This is a genomic window from Caenimonas terrae (genome assembly GCF_042655405.1).
Taxonomy (GTDB): domain Bacteria; phylum Pseudomonadota; class Gammaproteobacteria; order Burkholderiales; family Burkholderiaceae_C; genus Ramlibacter; species Ramlibacter terrae_A.
In genome coordinates this window covers 351,643-368,297 of sequence record NZ_JBHSMF010000002.1, presented here as the reverse complement: position 1 = coordinate 368,297, position 16,655 = coordinate 351,643, and the positions used below count along the sequence as shown (strand labels likewise).

Here is a 16,655-nt window from a genome sequence, read left to right as displayed (position 1 = left end):
ATCATGTGACGCTCAGGTGGGAGGTGAATGCCTTCGGGTCGGCCAGCACCTGCGCCGCCGTGCCGCTGATGGCGACCGCGCCGGTGTTGAGCACCACCACGTCGTCCGCGAGCGTCATCGCCAGCTTGAAATTCTGCTCCACCAGGATGATCGACAGGCCCTCGGCCTTCAGCTGTGCGATGCCCCTGACGACCTCGACCACGAGCAGCGGCGCCAGCCCCTCGGAGGGTTCATCGAGCAACAGCACCTCCGGGTTGCCCATCAGGGCGCGGCCGATGGCCAGCATCTGCTGCTCGCCGCCCGACAGGGTTCCGGCGCGCTGGCGGCGCCGCCGCTCGAGGTGCGGGAACAACTCGAACACGCGCTCCATGGTCCAGGGGCGGGGGACGGGGCGCATCTGCGCCGCGACGGCGAGGTTCTCGTCCACGGTGAGGCTGGGAAACACGCGCCGTCCCTGCGGCACCAGCCGCACGCCGCTGCGCGCGATCGCCTCCGGCGCCAGCGCGTCGATCGCCGTGCCGCCGGCGCTGATGCGGCCGCCGCTGGGCTTGATGAGGCCGGCGATGGTCAGCATGGTGGTGCTCTTGCCGGCGCCGTTGCGCCCGAGCAGGGCCAGCAGGGCGCCGCGGCGCAGGCTCAGGCTGACGCCATGCAGCACGTGGCTGCGGCCGTAATGGGCATGCACGCCGTCGAGCACCAGGGCATCAGACGCCAAGGTACACCTCCTGGGTGCGGGGATCGGCCACCACCATCTCGCGGTCGCCCTCGACGATCAGCTGGCCGTAGTGCAGCAGCGAGATCTGCTCGGCGAATGCCAGGGCGCTGTCCATGTCGTGCTCGATCATCACGATCGTCGTCTCGCGCGGGATGTCCGCGATGAGCGCGCACACGATCGTCCTTTCATCCTTGGACAGGCCGGCCAGGGGCTCGTCCAGCAGCAGCAGGCGCGGCGACTGCGCCATCGCCACGGCGATCTCCACGCGGCGCTGCTCGCCGTACGAAATCTCGCCCGCGAGCTGCTCCGCGCGGTCGGCCAGGCCGACGGTGTCCAGCACCGCCAGCGCCTGCTGGTGCAGTGCGCGCTCGGACACCAGCGCACGCAGCGGCTGGAAGCGCCGCCGGTCGGTGCCCAGGATGCCCAGCACCACGTTGTGCGCCAGCGTGTCGCGCGGAAAGAGCGTGATCACCTGGTAGGTGCGGCCCATGCCCAGGTGCGCGCGGCGCCGCACCGGCAGGTGGGTGACGTCCTCGCCGAAGATCCGGATGCTCCCCGAGTCGCTGGCGATGTCGCCCGCGATCTGGTTGAACAGCGTCGTCTTGCCGGCGCCGTTGGGCCCGATGATCAGGCGCCGCTCGCCGGGCTGCACCGTGAGCGACACGTCCTGCGTCACCGCCATGCCGCCGAAGCTCTTTCGCAGGTGGCTGACCTCCAGCGCCGCGGTCATGCCCGCCCCCTGGACAGCCTGCGCCGGGCCGACGACAGGCCCGCCACCAGGCCGGCCGGCATGAAGACCACGATGAACAGGAACACCAGGCCCAGCATCATGTTCCAGCGCTCGATGAAGGCCGAGGCATAGTTCTTGAGCACCACCACCAGCAGCGCGCCGAGCGCCGGCCCGTACACGGTCCCGGCGCCGCCGGCGATCACGCTGAGCAGCGCTTCGGCGGACACCGGCACGGCCGTCACGCTGGGGTGGATGTACTTGTGGAAGTAGACGTACAGCAGGCCGGCGACGCCGGCGAAGAAGCTCGATGCGACGAAGGTCGTCCAGCGGATCGCCCACACGTGGTACCCGAGCGCGGCCATCCGCCGCGGCTGGTCGCGCGTGCCGCGCAGGCTGGCGCCGAACGGCGATTCGATCAGCCGCTTCATCAGGTAGACGCAGAGGCAACCGATCGCCAGCGAGAACCAGTAATAGTTGCTGCTGATGTCCAGGTCCCAGCCGAAGGGATGCGGCCGGGTCAGGCCCGAGATCCCGTTGTCGCCGTTGGTCACCGATACCAGCCGGTAGCCCAGGCCCCAGACGATCTGCGACAGCGCCAGCGTCAGCATCAGGAAGCCCAGGCCGCTGGCGCGCAGCGAGATCCAGCCGAACAGCATTCCCATCGCGGTCGTGACCATCAGCGCCGCCGGCGCCGTCACCGCATGCCCCAGGCCCATCCGGGTGGTGAGCCACGCGCTGGTGTACGCGGAAATGCCGAGGAAGGCGGCGTGGCCCAGGGAGGTGAGCCCGCCATAGCCCACCAGCAGGTTCAGGCTGGAGGCGAACACCACCGCGATCACGACCTGGCTGGCCAGGTTGACGAAGTATTCGCCGACTGCGAAGGGCAGCAGCGCCAGCAGCACGACGATGCCCAGCGGCAGCCACCGCCACGCGGTGGATGCTGCGAAGGCGCCCTCAGGGCGGTCCGGCGCGCTCATGAGAGGCTCCGCCCGAACAGGCCCTGCGGCCGGAAGGCCAGCACCAGCACCATCGGCAGGAACAGGATGACGTAGGCGAGGTCGGGCACGAGGAAGATCCCGAATGTGTAGATGAAGCCGACGATGAAGCTGGCCACGAAGGTGCCGGCCAGGCTGCCGACGCCGCCGAGGATCACGACGATCAGCGCCAGCGGCAGCATCTCGGCGTCCAGGCCCGGGTAGGCGTTGAAGATCGGCCCGGCGAGCGTGCCGCCCAGTCCCGCCAGCGCCGCGCCCAGGCAGAACACCGTCGTGAACAGGAGCGAAGCGGGGATGCCGACGGCACGCGCCATCGGCATGTCGTCGACCCCGGCGCGGATCATCGCGCCCAGGCGCGTGCGCTCGATCAGCAGATACAGCAGCAGCGCCGCGACGATGGAGATCGCCAGCACCACCAGCCGGTAGGCGGGAAAGCTCAGGCCGAACAGATGCAGCGGCATCTGCAGCATCGCCGGCGCGTTGACGGGCAGCGGGTCGCCCCCCCAGATCATCAGGCAGGCGTCGGCGGCGACGAAGGACAGCCCCAGCGTCGCCAGCACCTGGCCCTGGGAATTGCCGCCCAGGCGGCGCAGGATCAGGCGCTCGATCAGGCCGCCGAGCAGGCCGACGCAGAGCATGGCGGCGAGCGCGGCGAGGAACAGGTTGTGCCCCTCCCGCACCACCGTCGCCGCCACGTAGGCGCCGATCATGAACAGCGAGCCGTGCGTCAGGTTGGCGACCCGCATCAGGCCGAAGATCAGGGCGAATCCCGACGACAGCATGTACAGCAGCCCTCCGAGGGCCAGGCTGTTGAGCGTCTGGATCGCCCAGATCTGCAGGCCGCTCATTTCAGCTTTCCAGGTTCTTGGACGGCGGGTAGTCGCGCGAGTACACCGGGTTGGCCAGGAAGGCCTTCGGGTCGTAGGTCCAGAACTGGCTCACGTTCGGGTAGGTCTTGATCACCGAATTGACCAGCCGGCCCTCCTTGCGCTGGACCTGCCGGATGTAGACGTCGCCGACCACGTTGCCGTACTCGTCGAAGCGCACCGGTCCGCGTGCGGTCTGGACGTCGGTCTTGCGCAGGGCCGCCATGAACGCCTCCTTGTTCGCCACATTGCCCTTCACCGCGTTGAGCGCAGCCTCCAGCACCGAGCCGTTGCAATAGGTGGCCGCGGCGTAGAAGCCCGGGTCGTAGCCGAACTGCTTGCGGAAGGCCGGGGCGAAGCGCGCGTTGATCGGATTGGCCAGCTCCGCCGAGTACCAGCAGGATGTCTGGATGCCCAGCGCCTCGTCGCCCATGTTGCGCAGCACCGATTCGTCGATCGCGGTCATGCCGCCGACGATGGCCACCTTGCCGCGCAGCCCGTACTCGTTGAACTGGCGGATGAAGCGAAAGCCGTTGGACCCGGCAAAGCCCAGGAAGATCGCGTCGACGTTGGTCTTCATCTGCGCCAGGAAGCTGCCGTAGTCCGGGGCGGTGAGCGGCGGGAACATCTTCTGCACGATCTTGCCGCCGTTCTCCTCGAACACGCGCTGGAAGCCGGCGTTCATCTCCTGGCCGTAGGCGATGTCGTCGGCGATCATCGCCATGCGCTTGTACTTCAGCGTCTTGGCGCAGTGGTCGGCCATGACGTGCGAGCACTGGGCCGAGGTCGAGGTGGCGCGCACGAACCAGGGATTGGGCTTGCGCTGCGTCATGTCCTCGGCGGCCGCGACCGACAGCGTCGGCACCTTGTGGGCCTTGATGTAGTCGTCGATGGCGAGCGCCTCGAAGGCGGCGAGCGGGCCGATCAGGACGTTGACCTTGTTGAGCTCCACCAGCTCCTGGGTCTTGGCCTTCGCCGTCGCCGGGACGCCGCCCGTGTCGGCCACGATCAGCTGGACCTTCCGCCCCGCGAGCATGTTGTTGCGTTCCGCCAGGTACATCACCATGGCGCGCTCCATGTCGATGCCGCCGGAGGCGAGCGGCCCGCTCTTGACGGTGAGCAGCCCGACCCGGATGGGTTCGCCGGCTGCCTGTGCATTGACCGCGCCGGGCAGCGCCGCGCTGGCGGCGGCCGCCGCGGCGGCCGTGACGAATTCGCGTCTGTTTTGCATTTGAAAGTCTCCTTGTCGCTGGGTCGTTGAAGAAAGCGGGATCCTTGTCAGGTGCCGGCGGGAATCACCGGCAGCAGCAGCCAGCCCTGGTGGCCGGGGCCGAAATGCAATGTGGTGGTGCCGCCGAACTCGCGCGCCGGGCGGTCGCGCGGGTCGTCGTGCAGGAACGGCCCGCAACCGCGCAGCTCGTTCTTGAAGTTCGACAGCTTCAGCCCGGTCTTCTCGGCGTAGATGTAGTCGCGGCCCCGCACCGACAGGGCGATGCGGCAGCCGGCCGGCACGACCATCGAGGTGGGCCACAGCTCGATGTCGAGGTCCACCGGTTGCCCCGGCACCAGCTTGTCGACGCGCGTGTGGCTGTGGTACGGCCGCCATTCGCGGCTGAGCTCGGGGTCCAGCGCGCGCTGCGACGCCCGCAGCCAGCCCTGCGCCACCGGCGTGTGCGGGTCGATGGCGCCGGCGAAGGTCACTTCGCGCAGGTCGGCGGTGAACACCCGCACGACCAGGAAGATGTCGGCGTCGGTGGTCGTCGAGGAGACCCGCAGCCTGGCGGCCAGCGGGCCGGTGATCTCGGTGGACTGCGGCAGCGGCGCCGACAGGAAGCTCAGGCCGTCGCCCAGCGCGTCGAAGGAGACGCTGGCTTCGGCTTGCGGCGCGTCCGGCAGCAAGGCCTGGCCGGCAGGGCACAGGTGCATGCGCGTCCATTGCGTGCGCGCGATCGGCCACGCGCTCTCGGTGCGCTCCACGAAATGCTCCGGATGGCGCACCTGCAGGCGCACCGCCGGCTCGCGGTCCCAGCCGTTGCGCTCGCCCTTGAGGAAGTGGCCGAAGAAGCGCTTCTGGATGGCGATGCCGTAGTCGGTGTAGAAGTGGGTCCAGTGCTCCAGCCCGTGCATCTCCAGCCACTTGTGCCTGGAGGCGGCGCGGATGAAGGCCTCGCTGTTGCCGCGCAGGTGCAGGCCCTGGCCGCCCCAGTTGCCCGCGGACAGGAAGGGCACCGTGATCGCGTCCCACTTCGCGGAACGCTCCCGGTGGTAGTCGTCCTCCAGCGGGTGCGACAGGATGTCGTCGCCGAAGGAGCAGCGGCTGGCGGCGAGCTGCGCGTCCGACAGGGTCTCGTCGCCGCACACCGGCAGCAGCGGATTGGCGCGGTTGCGCGGCCCGCGCCCGCCCAGGCCGTACTGCACGGTCTTGACCTGCATGTCGTACCAGTTCGCCCAGAAGGTGGACAGGATGCCGCCGTGGTGCGTCATGTCGCGATACCAGTCGGCCGCGCCCTCCCAGATGCACATGGCGGCGAGGTGCGGCGGCTGCAGCCCTGCCACCTGCCACTGGTTGATGCCGAAGTAGGAGACGCCGGACAGGCCGACCTTGCCGCTGGACCACGGCTGCACGCCGGCCCACTCGATGCAGTCGTGGAAGTCGCGCGTCTCGCGCGGCGAGAAGTGGTCGACGTAGCCCGGCGAGCGCCCGCAGCCGCGCGAGTCGACCCGCACGCAGACGTAGCCGTCGGGCACCCACTTCTCCGGATCCACTACTTCCCAGTTCTGGTACAGGTTGGACGAGCCGTGCGGAACGTCGGGGTGGTCGGCCACCATCTTCTGCCACGCGCTCGGATAACCGTCCTGGAACGCCAGGCCCTTGGCGTACGGCCCGTAGCTCAGGAGCACCGGGTAGCGCCCGGCTGCCGCGGGGCGGAACACGTCGGCGCGCAGCACCAGGCCATCGTCCATCGCGATGCCAACGTCCCAGTCGATCGCCATGTCCGTCTTGGCCATCTTCGCTCCTACACCGCGCAATAGCGGTTCTGGATGTCCGTGTCCGCCAGCAGCTCCGCGGCGGTCCCCGTGTGAACGATGTGCCCCTGGTCCAGGATGTACGCGCGGTCGGAGATCGACAGCGCGCGCTCCACGTTCTGTTCCACCAGCAGGATCGTCGTGCCCTGCTGCTTCATGCGGCCGAACAGTTCGAACATCTCGTCCACCAGCACCGGCATGATCCCTTCCGACGGTTCGTCCAGCAGGATCATCCGTGGCCGCGCCATCATCGCGCGGGCGATCGCCAGCATCTGCTGCTCGCCGCCCGACAGCGAGGTGGCCTCCTGTTCCAGCCGCTCCTTCAGGCGCGGAAAGGTGGCCGCGATCTCCTCGATCATCGCGTCCGTCTCGCCGCGGCGGGCACTGGCGATCAACCCCAGCTGCAGGTTCTGGCGCACGGTCAGGCCGGCGACGATGCGCCGGTCTTCGGGAACGTAGGCCAGCTCCAGGTGATAGCGCAGGTGCGCCGGCTTGCCCTGCAGCTGGTGCCCGGCGAAAGTGATCTGGCCGGCGCTGCGCGCCAGCAGGCCCATCAGGGTGCGCAGCGTCGTCGTCTTGCCGGCGCCGTTGCGGCCCATCAGCGTGACGATCTCGCCCGCATGCACCTCGAACGAGATGCCCTGCACCACGTGGCTGCGGTCGTACCACGCGTCGAGGCCGGTCACCTGCAGCAGCGGCATCATCCCTTCCCCAGGTAGACGCGGCGCACTTCCGCATTGGCGCGGATGTCCTGCGGCGTGCCGTCGGCCAGCAGCTCGCCGTGGTGCAGAACGATCAGCCGGCGGCAGATGCCCATCACCAGCTTCATCTTGTGTTCGACCAGGATGACCGTGCGCTCCGCCGCCAGCTGCTCGATGAGGCCCATCATCACGGTGGTCTCTTCCGGCGACATGCCCGCCGTCGGCTCGTCCAGCAGCAGCAGCTGCGGGTCCGACGCCAGCGCCATCGCCATCTCCAGGGCGCGTTGCTGCCCGTGGGCCAGGTCGGCGGCCGTGCGGCCGGGCACGTTGCCCAGCCCGACGCGCTCCAGCAGCGCCTGCGCCTGCTCGGCCACTCCGGCGAGCGCGGTGCGCGCCCGCAGGAAGTCGAAGCGCGCGTGCCGCATCTGCACCGCGACGCGCACGTTCTCGTGGGCGCTGAGCTGCTTGAACACATTGGTGATCTGGAAGCTCTTGGCGATGCCGAGCCGCGCGTACGCGTGTTGCGGCAGCGCCGTCACGTCGTCGCCGCGGAACAGCACGCGGCCGGTGGTGGGCGCGATGGCGCCGCTCAGGATGTTGAAGAAGGTGCTCTTGCCGGCGCCGTTGGGGCCGATGATGGCGCACAGCTCGCGCGCCCGGAAACTGGCGCTGATGTTGCTCAGGGCCTTGAACTGGCCGAAGCGCATGCTGACGTCCCGCGCTTCCAGGATGACGTCGCTCATTTCGCGGCTCCCGCGCCGGGCGCCGCGACGGTGGCGCCGACGTCGCGCGCTGCCGGCGGCTCCGGCAGCCGGGTGCGGCGCCGCAGTTCATGCAGCAGCGTGCCCCAGATGCCGCGCGGGAAGAACAGCACGAACAGAATGAAGATCACGCCCACCACGGCCATCCAGTGCGTCGTGAGGTTGGTGACCGCGTCTTCCAGGTACAGGAATACCCCGGCGCCGACGAATGGGCCGAAGAATGTGCCCATGCCGCCCAATAGGCACATCATCACCGCGTGGCCGGAGGTCAGGTAATGCAGCGAATCGATCGGCACCACCGACAGGTGCAGCGCGCGCAGCGCCCCGGCCAGGCCGCACAGCGCCGCCGACAGCACGAACACCAGCAGCTTGGTGCGGCCCACGTCGTAGCCGCAGGCGGCGGCGCGCTTGTCGTTCTCGCGGATCGCCTCCATCACCGCCCCCAGCGGCGACGAGAGGATGCGCGACACCAGCCACAACGCAGCCGCGACGAAGACGTAGATCACGTAATACTTGGTGGTCGGGTTGGTGAAGTCCAGGCGGAAACCCGCCAGGTCGACGGCATCCACCCGCACGCCCCGCAGCCCGTTCTCGCCGCCGGTCCAGCGCTCCGCCTTGTAGAAGGCGTAGTAGACGATCTGGCCGAGCGCCAGGGTGACCATGGAAAAGTAGATGCCGCGGGTGCGGATGGCCAGCCAGCCGATCACCAGGCCGACCAGCGCGGACGCCGCAACGCCGACAGCGATGGCCAGGGGCCACGGCAGCGCCATGTTCACGATGGCGATCCCTGCCAGGTAGCCGCCGGTCCCGAAGAAGGCGGCGTGGCCGAAGGACAGCAGGCCGGTGTATCCGAACAGCAGGTTGAAGCCCACCGCGTACAGGCCGAAGATCAGGATGTTGACCGCCAGCGCCTCGTACGGCATCAGCAGCGGGAACACCAGCAGGAACAGCAGCACCGCCGCCACCCGGTGCCGCTCGACCAGCCTGATCCAGGACATCAGCCGTGCAGTCATCAGGCCATCAGTCCGGCCTTGCCGAACAGCCCCTGTGGGCGCACCAGCAGCACCAGCGCCATCAGGACGAAGATCGACAGCTCCGCCAGGTCCGGCGCGAACAGCGAGGTGAGGCTGACGACCATGCCGACCAGCAGCCCGGCCACCACCGCCCCGGGCAGCGATCCCATTCCGCCCACCACGGTGACCACGAAGGATTCGGCCAGCACGGTGATGCCCATCTCGGCGTTCACTGCCCGCGTCGGCGCCGCCAGCACGCCCGACAGGCCGGCGATGGCGGTGCCGATGCCGAACACCAGCCACCAGATGCGGGAGACGTCGACGCCCAGCACGCGGACGATCTCGGGGTCGCGCGAGCCCGCGCGGATGATCAGGCCGTAGCGCGTCTTCTCGATGAACAGCCACAACGCGAACACCACGACCGCCGTGGCCCCGATCAGCACCAGCCGGTAAAGCGGGAAGTGGCCGAAGCCCAGGTCGACCGCGCCGCGCAGCGCCGGCGGCGTGCTCGAGGGCATGCCGTCGATGCCGAACACCATCCGCATCGCCTCGATCAGCACGTAGCTCAGGCCGAAGGTCAGCAGCAGCGGATAGTCGATGCCGCGCCCGTACAGCGGCCGCACCAGGAAGCGCTCGCACAGCAGCCCCACCGCGCCGACCACCAGCGGCGTGATCAGCAGGCTCAACAGGAAGCTGCCGGTCGCCACCTGGAAATAGACGCCCAGAAAGGCGCCGACCATGAAGAAGGCGCCGTGGGCGAAGTTCACCACCGTGAGCATCCCGAAGATCAGCGACAGGCCCACCGCCAGCAAGGCATACACCGCCCCCAGCGCGAGTCCGGTGACAAGCTGCAGTGCGACCAGCGAGACGGTGACGTGCTCCACGGGACTTGGGGGATCAGGCCTTGTGCCCGAGCTCGGCGCAGCTGCGCAGGTTGGCCTCGCTCGGCGCGTCGACGTGGACGATGTTGAACACGTCGTCGGGCCCCTTCATGGCCTTGGCGCCCTTGGACTCCACGATGATCACCGACTGCACCGACTGGTGGTCGCACTTGCGGTAGAACTGGTCGCCCTTGTACCAGTTGTACTTCATGCGGCTCATCGCCTCGCTCACCTTGAGCGACTCGGTCGACTTGGCGTCGAGCACGCCCTGCAGCACGCTGCGCACGCCGGCGTAGCCGAGCGCGCCGTAGTCCGACGGCACGGCGCCGCCGTAGGCCTTGCGGAACTTGTCGTTGAAGGCCTTCGCGCTCGGGATGGTGCTCTCCATGCCCCAGTAGTACGAGGTGCCGCCCACCACGCCCTCGAACACGTCCGCGCCGCCGCTCATGCGCGCGGTCAGCACCAGCACCGGCGTGATGATGCGGGTGGTCTCCTTCAGGCCGAAGTCCGTGGCCTGCTTGCAGGAGTTGGTCAGGTCGCGGCCGAAGTTGCACAGCACCAGGATGTCCGGCTTGAGGGCCTGGATGCGCGGCAGGAACGCCGAGTAGTCGGCGGCGCCGATCGGGTGGCGGATGTCGGCAAGCGTGGTGGCGCCCAGCTCCTTGCCGGCGCGCTCGAAGCCGCGCACCATCTCGTGGCCGTAGGCATAGTCGGCCGTCAGGTAGACGATCTTCTTGCCGTACTTCGGGAATGCGTACCGCGCGACGGCCCCGGAGGTGAGGTGCGGATTGAGCGCCTCGTGAAAGGTGTACGGGCTCCAGTCCTTGGCCTCGTTGATCGCGTCCGACTGGCTGATCGAGTTGAAGATCACCTTGCGCTCGCGCGTCACGGCGTTCATCGACAGCTGGGTGGCGGCGGACAGGGAGCCGACGATGAAGTCGGCCTTGTCCTTCTCGATCAGTTCCAGCGTGCGGGTCGCCGCCTCGCCCGGGTTGAGCTTGTCGTCGCGCACCAGCAGTTCGGCCTTGCGGCCGTTGAAGCCGCCGGCGTCGTTGAAGTCCTTGATGGCGATCTCGGCGGCGCGCACCTGGTCGCGCGCCTCGGCCGAATAGGCGCCGGTCTGCGGCACCAGGAAGCCGATCTTGATGTTGGCCCCCTGCGCGTGCACGATGTTCACCGCGAACGGCGATGCCGACAGCGCGACGCCGGCTGCGCCTGCCTGCAGCAGCTGGCGGCGCGACAGCGCGGACGAAGAAGGATCTTGCGATTCAGCCATGGTGGGTCTCCTCGGGGTGGTTGTGGGTTGCGCCGGGCTGCGACGAACGGGATGCGAGCTCGATGCGCTCCAGGTCGACGGCCGTCTCCGCCATGACGGCCAGGGCGTCGCGCGGCTGCGCGCTGTTTCCGTCCTGGCCGCAGGCCTGCATGTAGGCGCCCAGGCGCCGCGCGCGCTGCACGACCTGCTGGCCGGCGGGCTGCCGCACGGAGGCATAGGCTTGCAGCGCCTGCGGCGTCGCGCCGTGGGCCCGCACTGCCTGGTCGAGCGCCAGCGCGTCCTGCATCGCCTTGGTCACGCCCATGCCGACGTGCGGACGGGCGACGAAGGCGGCGTCCCCCAGCAGGGCGACGGCGCCGTCGACCAGCGTCTCGGAGCTCAGGTCGTGGATCGGCTGCAGGAAAGGCTGCGCGCATTTCTCGACGATCTCGGCAAAGGCCGGCGCGAGCAGGCGGCGGCCGTCCGCGCGCATCGCCGCCACGCTGCGCCAGGACACCCTGGCCGGCGGAATCCCGTGCGGGAAGTGCACGCCGTCGGCGTCGGTGAGCAGCTGCGCCAAGCCGTCGGGTGCCGGCGCCGGGCGGTACCAGACGAAGTTCCAGGCGCGCTCGCCGGGCTGCGTGCTGTTGCCGGCGCCGGCCACCGGGTAGCCGAGCATCTGCTCGCCGGGCGGCAGGCAGAAACTGAAGCGGTCGAACACGGCGTCCCGCGCGCCGCGCGACAGCACCGCCTCGTCGCACAGGCCGCGCCATGCGACGTAGCCGGCGTACTGCGGCTGTACTTGCGGCCAGTATTGCTGGCGCACCGCGGAACGGATGCCGTCGGCGGCGACCAGCAGGTCGCCCTCGAAGATCCCGGCGCTGGTGTGAAGCCGCACTTTGCCGGCGTCCTGTTCCACCGACTGCGCCACCACGCCCTGCCGGTACTGCACGCGCGGCAGGTCCGGCAGCATGCCGTGCAGCAGCTGGTAAAGGCGGCTCCACGAGGTCAGGACCTGCGGCATCTCCATCTCGCCCAGGACCCGGCCGTCGCTGTCCAGCGTGACGCGCCCCGGCACCGTGATGCCCAGCGCGAAGTCGCGCGGCATGCCGCAGCGCCGCAGGCCTTCCTCGAGCGCGTGGTGCGTGACGATGCCCGCACCGCGGCCGTCCATGGCGCCGGCCGCCTTCTCCAGCACGGTCACCTCATGGCCCGCGCGCGCCAGCAGTACGGCGGCCATCAGCCCGCCGAGCGACCCGCCGGCCACGAGGACGTGGGACATGCCTCAGCTCCCGGGTGCGGACTGCTCCGCCGCGGGATAGTTCAGCTCGATCACGACGCCGTTGGGATCGTCCAGGAACAGCTGGTGCAGGCCGATGGTGGGAACGGTGCGTTCGCGCGCGGCGACGCCGATGGCGCGCAGGTGCGCGCGCATCGCCGCCAGGCCGGTCGCGAAGAAGGCGACGTGGTCGACGGCGCCGGTGCCGTGCAGGCTGGAGGCGTCGCGGTCGCCCAGGTAGTTCTTCAGGCCCTTCGCGTCGTTCGGATCCATGCCAATGAGGTGGACGACGGCGTTGGCGATGTCGCCATGGTCGCCGCGGTACATCCAGAAGCCCGGGAACGGGAAGTCCGGACGCGGGCCCACCGTCAGCCCCAGCACCTTCTCGTAGAAGGTGCGGGTGGCTTCGAGGTCCAGGGTGCGGACCGAGAAGTGGTTCAGGGACAGCGTCATGGGCGGATTCCGGGCGGCGGAGCAGGGGGCAACCGCCTGCACTCCCCTTTATTGACCAAGCTGTAAACCATCGCAGCATTGTTGAAGTGAGGGTGGGCGCGCTGCATCGGGACGAACCCTAGGCGCGATCGGCGTGCTCACGGGACGTGGCCCAGCGCCCGCAGGATCTTCTCCGGCGTGATCGGCTGCGACCACACCTGCGCGCCGAGCGGCGCCAGCGCATCGTTGATCGCGTTCATCACCGCCGCCGGTGCGCCGGCCGTCCCGGCCTCGCCGGCGCCTTTAGCGCCGAGCTGGCTGCTGCGGGTCGGCGTCTGCACGTGCGCCACCTCGATGTCGGGCATCTCGGAACTCATCGGCACCAGGTAGTCGGCCAGGCTGGCGTTGCGCATCAGCCCTTGGTCGTCGTACAGGCACTCCTCGAGCAGCGCGCCGCCCAGGCCCTGCACGATCGCGCCGCGGATCTGTTCGTCCACCAGCTGCGGGTTGATCACGCGCCCGCAGTCCTCCACCGCCCAGTGCCGGAGCAGCCGCACCTGGCCGGTCTCCGGGTCGACCTCCACGTAGGAGGCCTGCACGCCGTTGGTGAAGATGAACGGGAAGTCGCGCTGCGCGTAATGGCGCGTCACCATCAGTTCCGGCGTGAAATCCTTGGGCAGGGTGTCGGACCGGTAGTAGGCGACGCGGCCCAGTTCGGCGAAGGAGAGCAGCTGGACGGACGTCTGCGCGTCGACCACATGGCCGCGCCGGACCGCCAGGTCGGCGGCGTCGCGTTGCAGCATCACCGCCGCCAGCTTGAGGATGTTGGCGCGCAGCGCCTGGCCGGCCAGCAGCACCGCCTCGCCGCCGATGCCCGCGCCGCGCGAGGCCCAGGTGCCGCCGCCATAGGGCGTCACGTCGGTGTCGCCGGTGATCACCCGCACCATCTCCAGGTCGACGCCGACGGCATCCGCCGCGATCTGCCGGAAGATGCCGTCGTTGCCCTGCCCCTGTTCGCCGACGCTGGCCATCACGGTCACGGCGCCGGACGGATCCAGCCTGGCGGTGCAGCCGTCCTGGGACGCGATGCGGGCGCCGCCCACGCCATAGAACGCGGCGCCCGGATTGGTCAGCTCGATCAGCGTCGCGAAGCCGATGCCGCGGTGGATGCCGCGCTGCCGCAGCGCCGCCTGCTCGGCGCGCAACGCCGGGTAGTCCATCATCGCTTCGATGCGCCGCAGGCACGCTTCGTGCGACAGCACTTCCAGGCGGATGCCGCTGGCGCCGGTGGCGGGATAGGAATCGTCGCGCATCACGTTGCGGCGGCGGAACTCCAGCGGGTCCATCCGCAGCTGGCGCGCCGCCAGGTCCACCAGCCCCTCGGTGACGGCGCAGGCGATCGGATGGCCGACGCCGCGGTACTGGCAGGTCGGCGTCTTGTTCTGGAACACCACCTTCAGGTGCGCCCGGTACTGCTGGTGCCGGTAAGGGCCGCCGACCAGGTTGACCACCTGGTTGCCCTCGATGGCGCTGGTGCGCGGGAACATCGAATAGGGCCCGATGCCGGTCAGGTCGTCGATCTCGAAGGCCAGGATCTCGCCGTCCCGCGTGGCCGCCAGCCGGCCCTTCACCCGGTGGTGGCGCGCGTGGATGTCGCTGGTGAACGACTCGATGCGGTCGGCGACGAACTTCACCGGCCGCCGGCACAGCATCGACAGCGCCACCGTGGCGAAGTCGTCCGGATACGCATGCACCTTGATGCCGAAGGAGCCGCCCACGTCCTTGCAGACCACCCGCACCGCCGACTCGGGCAGCTCGAACTGGCGGGCGTACAGGTCCTGCATCATGTGCGGCGCCTGGCAGGAGTGGTACACGGTCAGGCGCTGCTCGGCGGCGCTCCAGTCGGCCAGCTGGCTGCGCGGCTCCAGCGTCACGCCCGTGTGGCGCCCGAATTCGAAGGTGGTTTCCACCACCGTGTCGGCCCGCGCGAACGCCTCGTCGACGCCGGCGGTGGCCAGGCTGCGGGTGAAGCACAGGTTGTCGCCGAGCTCCGGATGGATCACCGGCGTGTCCGCATCGAGCGCGGTCTCCATGTCGACCGCCGGCGGCAGGCGCTCGAAGTCCACCTGCAACAGCTGCAGCGCGTCTTCGGCCTGCTCGCGCGTCTCGGCGACGATCGCGACGACGGCCTCGCCCTGCCAGCAGGCGCGCTCGATCGCCAGCGGATACTGCAGGGCGGACTTCATGCCCGCCAGGTGCGACAGCGTCGCCACCCACGGCTTGCACACCGTGGCGATGTCGCGGCCGTCCGCCACCATCACCACGCCGGGCATGGCGCGGGCCGCGTCGGCGTGGATGCGCAGGATCCGGCAGTGCGCCACCGGACTGCGCCAGAACACGACGTGCGCCATCCGCGGCAACTCGATGTCGTCCACGTAGACGCCTTGCCCCTGCACCAGCCGGCGCGCGCTCGGCCGCTCGCGGCTGGTGCCGATGTAGCGCGGGTCTTCGGTGACCGAGTGCAGCGGCGCCTCCACCTGGTCCGGCCGCTCGACCACCTCGCCGGCCGCGCGCGGCTCGATCGTTCGCGTCGTCATGGGCGGGCTCCCGTGGCCGTCCGGCCGGCACGCGCATCCAGCGTTTCGCAGACGGCATCGACGATCGCCTGGTAGCCGGTGCAGCGGCAGTAGTTGCCGCTCATCCAGTCGCGCACCTCGGACCGGCTGGCGTCGGGCTTGTGCTCCAGCAGCTCCTTGGCCGCCATCACCATGCCCGGCGTGCAGAAGCCGCATTGCAGGGCGTTGTGCCGCACGAACGCGTCCTGCAGGTCGCTCACGTCGCCGTCGCGGCTCAGGCCCTCGATGGTGCGCACGGTGCAGCCGTGCGCCTGCACCGCCAGCGTCAGGCAGCCGCGCACGATGCGGCCGTCGACCTCCACCGTGCAGGCGCCGCACACGCCGTGTTCGCAACCCAGGTGCGAGCCTTTCAGGCCGAGGCTGCCGCGCAGGAAGTCGACGAGATGCTGCCGCGGTTCGACGCTGCGCTGCTGCGCCTGGCCGTTGACGGTGAGCTCGATGGTGTGTCGTTCGGCCATGGTGCCTCTTCGCGGGTGGAGTTCAGGCCGCCAGCGCCGAGCGGCTGGCATGCGCGGCCGCCAGCAGCCGGCGCGCCAGCACCGTTGCCAGGTGCTGCTTGGTGGCGCCCTCGTGGTGCAGGTCGGGCATGGTGTCCAGCTCCGCCTTCAGCGAAGCCAGCGCGATCTCGATGGTGGAACTGGTCAGCGCGCGGCCGGCAAGCAGCGCTTCCGTGCGCGGCGCCCGCAGCGGCGTCGCGCCGACGGCCAGGAAGCCCAGGCGGACCTGTTGCGCCACCGTGCCCTGGAAGCGGGCCGCGACGGCGACGCCGGCGGCGGCGTAATCGCCGCGCCGCCTGGCCAGCTCGTCGAAGCCGAACCAGTCCGCCGTGGTGGCCACCGGCACGTCGGCGCCGATCAGCAATTCATCCGGCGCCAGCGCGGTGGTGTAGAGGTCGACGAAGAATTGATCGGCCGGGATGCGGCGCTGCCCGCGCGGCCCCTGCACCGTGACCACGCCGTCCAGGGCCAGCAGGCAGGCCGGCCATTCGGCGGCGGGGTCGGCATAGGCAAGCGAGCCGCCCCAGGTGCCGGCATTGCGGATGGCGCGGTGCGCGATGTGCGGCGCGGCGGCGCACAGCAGGGGCGCCAGCTCCGCCACCAGGGCGGACGCCTCGATGTCGCTGTGGGTGGCGAGCGCGCCGATCCACAACCGGTCGGCGCGACGCTCGATGGCCCGCAGCACTTCGATGCCGGTGATGTCGATCAGCAGCGCCGGTTCGGACAGGCGCATGTTCAGCGTCGCCAGCAAGGTCTGGCCGCCGGCCAGCACGCGCGCGTCGTCGCCGTGCTGTGCCAGCAGGGCCAGGGCTTCCTCGACGGTCCGGACCCGGGTGTAGTCGAAGCGGGGTGATTTCATGGTGTTGT

General features: G+C 69.8%; 16 protein-coding genes. All 16 read right to left on the bottom strand.

Going from position 1 to position 16,655, the window contains the following annotated elements; genetic code table 11:
* Window position 1 precedes the first annotated feature (1 nt).
* Complete coding sequence (locus tag ACFPOE_RS01825; RefSeq protein WP_376848288.1) at window positions 2-715, bottom strand: ABC transporter ATP-binding protein; 714 nt, start codon at window positions 713-715, stop codon at window positions 2-4.
* Complete coding sequence (locus tag ACFPOE_RS01820) at window positions 705-1,445, bottom strand: ABC transporter ATP-binding protein (protein WP_376848287.1); 741 nt, start codon at window positions 1,443-1,445, stop codon at window positions 705-707. Before ACFPOE_RS01820 ends, ACFPOE_RS01825 begins: the two co-directional genes overlap by 11 nt.
* Window positions 1,442-2,422: a branched-chain amino acid ABC transporter permease gene (locus ACFPOE_RS01815; RefSeq protein WP_376848286.1), complete on the bottom strand. Its 981-nt coding sequence runs from the start codon at window positions 2,420-2,422 to the stop codon at window positions 1,442-1,444. The genes ACFPOE_RS01820 and ACFPOE_RS01815 overlap by 4 nt, the downstream gene beginning before the upstream one ends.
* Window positions 2,419-3,288 carry a branched-chain amino acid ABC transporter permease gene (locus tag ACFPOE_RS01810; protein ID WP_376848285.1) on the bottom strand — a complete coding sequence of 290 codons (870 nt, stop codon included), beginning with the start codon at window positions 3,286-3,288 and terminating at the stop codon, window positions 2,419-2,421. Before ACFPOE_RS01810 ends, ACFPOE_RS01815 begins: the two co-directional genes overlap by 4 nt.
* Window position 3,289: 1 nt before the next feature.
* On the bottom strand, window positions 3,290-4,537 hold the full coding sequence (locus ACFPOE_RS01805; RefSeq protein ID WP_376848284.1) for an ABC transporter substrate-binding protein: 1,248 nt from the start codon (window positions 4,535-4,537) through the stop codon (window positions 3,290-3,292).
* A 47-nt stretch (window positions 4,538-4,584) separates the two neighbouring features.
* Entirely contained in the window at window positions 4,585-6,315 is a 1,731-nt protein-coding gene (locus tag ACFPOE_RS01800) for a CocE/NonD family hydrolase (protein WP_376848283.1), read from the bottom strand.
* An 8-nt stretch (window positions 6,316-6,323) separates the two neighbouring features.
* Window positions 6,324-7,037: an ABC transporter ATP-binding protein gene (locus tag ACFPOE_RS01795; protein ID WP_376848282.1), complete on the bottom strand. Its 714-nt coding sequence runs from the start codon at window positions 7,035-7,037 to the stop codon at window positions 6,324-6,326.
* Complete coding sequence (locus ACFPOE_RS01790) at window positions 7,034-7,777, bottom strand: ABC transporter ATP-binding protein (RefSeq protein WP_376848281.1); 744 nt, start codon at window positions 7,775-7,777, stop codon at window positions 7,034-7,036. The genes ACFPOE_RS01795 and ACFPOE_RS01790 overlap by 4 nt, the downstream gene beginning before the upstream one ends.
* Window positions 7,774-8,808, bottom strand: a complete 1,035-nt coding sequence (locus ACFPOE_RS01785; RefSeq protein ID WP_376848280.1) for a branched-chain amino acid ABC transporter permease — start codon at window positions 8,806-8,808, stop codon at window positions 7,774-7,776. The genes ACFPOE_RS01790 and ACFPOE_RS01785 overlap by 4 nt, the downstream gene beginning before the upstream one ends.
* Entirely contained in the window at window positions 8,808-9,692 is an 885-nt protein-coding gene (locus tag ACFPOE_RS01780) for a branched-chain amino acid ABC transporter permease (protein ID WP_376848279.1), read from the bottom strand. Before ACFPOE_RS01780 ends, ACFPOE_RS01785 begins: the two co-directional genes overlap by 1 nt.
* Window positions 9,693-9,705: 13 nt before the next feature.
* Window positions 9,706-10,965, bottom strand: a complete 1,260-nt coding sequence (locus ACFPOE_RS01775; protein WP_376848278.1) for an ABC transporter substrate-binding protein — start codon at window positions 10,963-10,965, stop codon at window positions 9,706-9,708.
* A complete protein-coding gene (locus ACFPOE_RS01770; RefSeq protein WP_376848277.1) occupies window positions 10,958-12,226 on the bottom strand; it encodes an FAD binding domain-containing protein in 1,269 nt (422 codons plus the stop codon). The genes ACFPOE_RS01775 and ACFPOE_RS01770 overlap by 8 nt, the downstream gene beginning before the upstream one ends.
* A 3-nt stretch (window positions 12,227-12,229) precedes the next feature.
* Window positions 12,230-12,676: a VOC family protein gene (locus ACFPOE_RS01765; RefSeq protein ID WP_376848276.1), complete on the bottom strand. Its 447-nt coding sequence runs from the start codon at window positions 12,674-12,676 to the stop codon at window positions 12,230-12,232.
* A 137-nt stretch (window positions 12,677-12,813) separates the two neighbouring features.
* Complete coding sequence (locus ACFPOE_RS01760) at window positions 12,814-15,252, bottom strand: xanthine dehydrogenase family protein molybdopterin-binding subunit (protein WP_376848275.1); 2,439 nt, start codon at window positions 15,250-15,252, stop codon at window positions 12,814-12,816.
* Window positions 15,249-15,749 carry a (2Fe-2S)-binding protein gene (locus ACFPOE_RS01755; RefSeq protein WP_376848274.1) on the bottom strand — a complete coding sequence of 167 codons (501 nt, stop codon included), beginning with the start codon at window positions 15,747-15,749 and terminating at the stop codon, window positions 15,249-15,251. The genes ACFPOE_RS01760 and ACFPOE_RS01755 overlap by 4 nt, the downstream gene beginning before the upstream one ends.
* A gap of 22 nt (window positions 15,750-15,771) precedes the next feature.
* The gene (locus ACFPOE_RS01750) at window positions 15,772-16,647 is read right to left on the bottom strand and encodes an FAD binding domain-containing protein (protein WP_376848273.1); all 876 of its coding nucleotides are present in this window, start codon (window positions 16,645-16,647) and stop codon (window positions 15,772-15,774) included.
* Window positions 16,648-16,655 lie beyond the last annotated feature (8 nt).

Excerpts from the sequence above, each read along its gene's own strand:
- ACFPOE_RS01820 (WP_376848287.1), bottom strand. The coding sequence starts at position 1,445 with ATGACCGCGGCGCTGGAGGTCAGCCACCTGCGAAAGAGCTTCGGCGGC.
- ACFPOE_RS01815 (WP_376848286.1), bottom strand. The coding sequence starts at position 2,422 with ATGAGCGCGCCGGACCGCCCTGAGGGCGCCTTCGCAGCATCCACCGCG.
- ACFPOE_RS01810 (WP_376848285.1), bottom strand. The coding sequence starts at position 3,288 with ATGAGCGGCCTGCAGATCTGGGCGATCCAGACGCTCAACAGCCTGGCC.
- ACFPOE_RS01805 (WP_376848284.1), bottom strand. The coding sequence starts at position 4,537 with ATGCAAAACAGACGCGAATTCGTCACGGCCGCCGCGGCGGCCGCCGCC.
- ACFPOE_RS01800 (WP_376848283.1), bottom strand. The coding sequence starts at position 6,315 with ATGGCCAAGACGGACATGGCGATCGACTGGGACGTTGGCATCGCGATG.
- ACFPOE_RS01795 (WP_376848282.1), bottom strand. The coding sequence starts at position 7,037 with ATGATGCCGCTGCTGCAGGTGACCGGCCTCGACGCGTGGTACGACCGC.
- ACFPOE_RS01790 (WP_376848281.1), bottom strand. The coding sequence starts at position 7,777 with ATGAGCGACGTCATCCTGGAAGCGCGGGACGTCAGCATGCGCTTCGGC.
- ACFPOE_RS01785 (WP_376848280.1), bottom strand. The coding sequence starts at position 8,808 with ATGACTGCACGGCTGATGTCCTGGATCAGGCTGGTCGAGCGGCACCGG.
- ACFPOE_RS01775 (WP_376848278.1), bottom strand. The coding sequence starts at position 10,965 with ATGGCTGAATCGCAAGATCCTTCTTCGTCCGCGCTGTCGCGCCGCCAG.
- ACFPOE_RS01770 (WP_376848277.1), bottom strand. The coding sequence starts at position 12,226 with ATGTCCCACGTCCTCGTGGCCGGCGGGTCGCTCGGCGGGCTGATGGCC.
- ACFPOE_RS01765 (WP_376848276.1), bottom strand. The coding sequence starts at position 12,676 with ATGACGCTGTCCCTGAACCACTTCTCGGTCCGCACCCTGGACCTCGAA.
- ACFPOE_RS01760 (WP_376848275.1), bottom strand. The coding sequence starts at position 15,252 with ATGACGACGCGAACGATCGAGCCGCGCGCGGCCGGCGAGGTGGTCGAG.
- ACFPOE_RS01755 (WP_376848274.1), bottom strand. The coding sequence starts at position 15,749 with ATGGCCGAACGACACACCATCGAGCTCACCGTCAACGGCCAGGCGCAG.
- ACFPOE_RS01750 (WP_376848273.1), bottom strand. The coding sequence starts at position 16,647 with ATGAAATCACCCCGCTTCGACTACACCCGGGTCCGGACCGTCGAGGAA.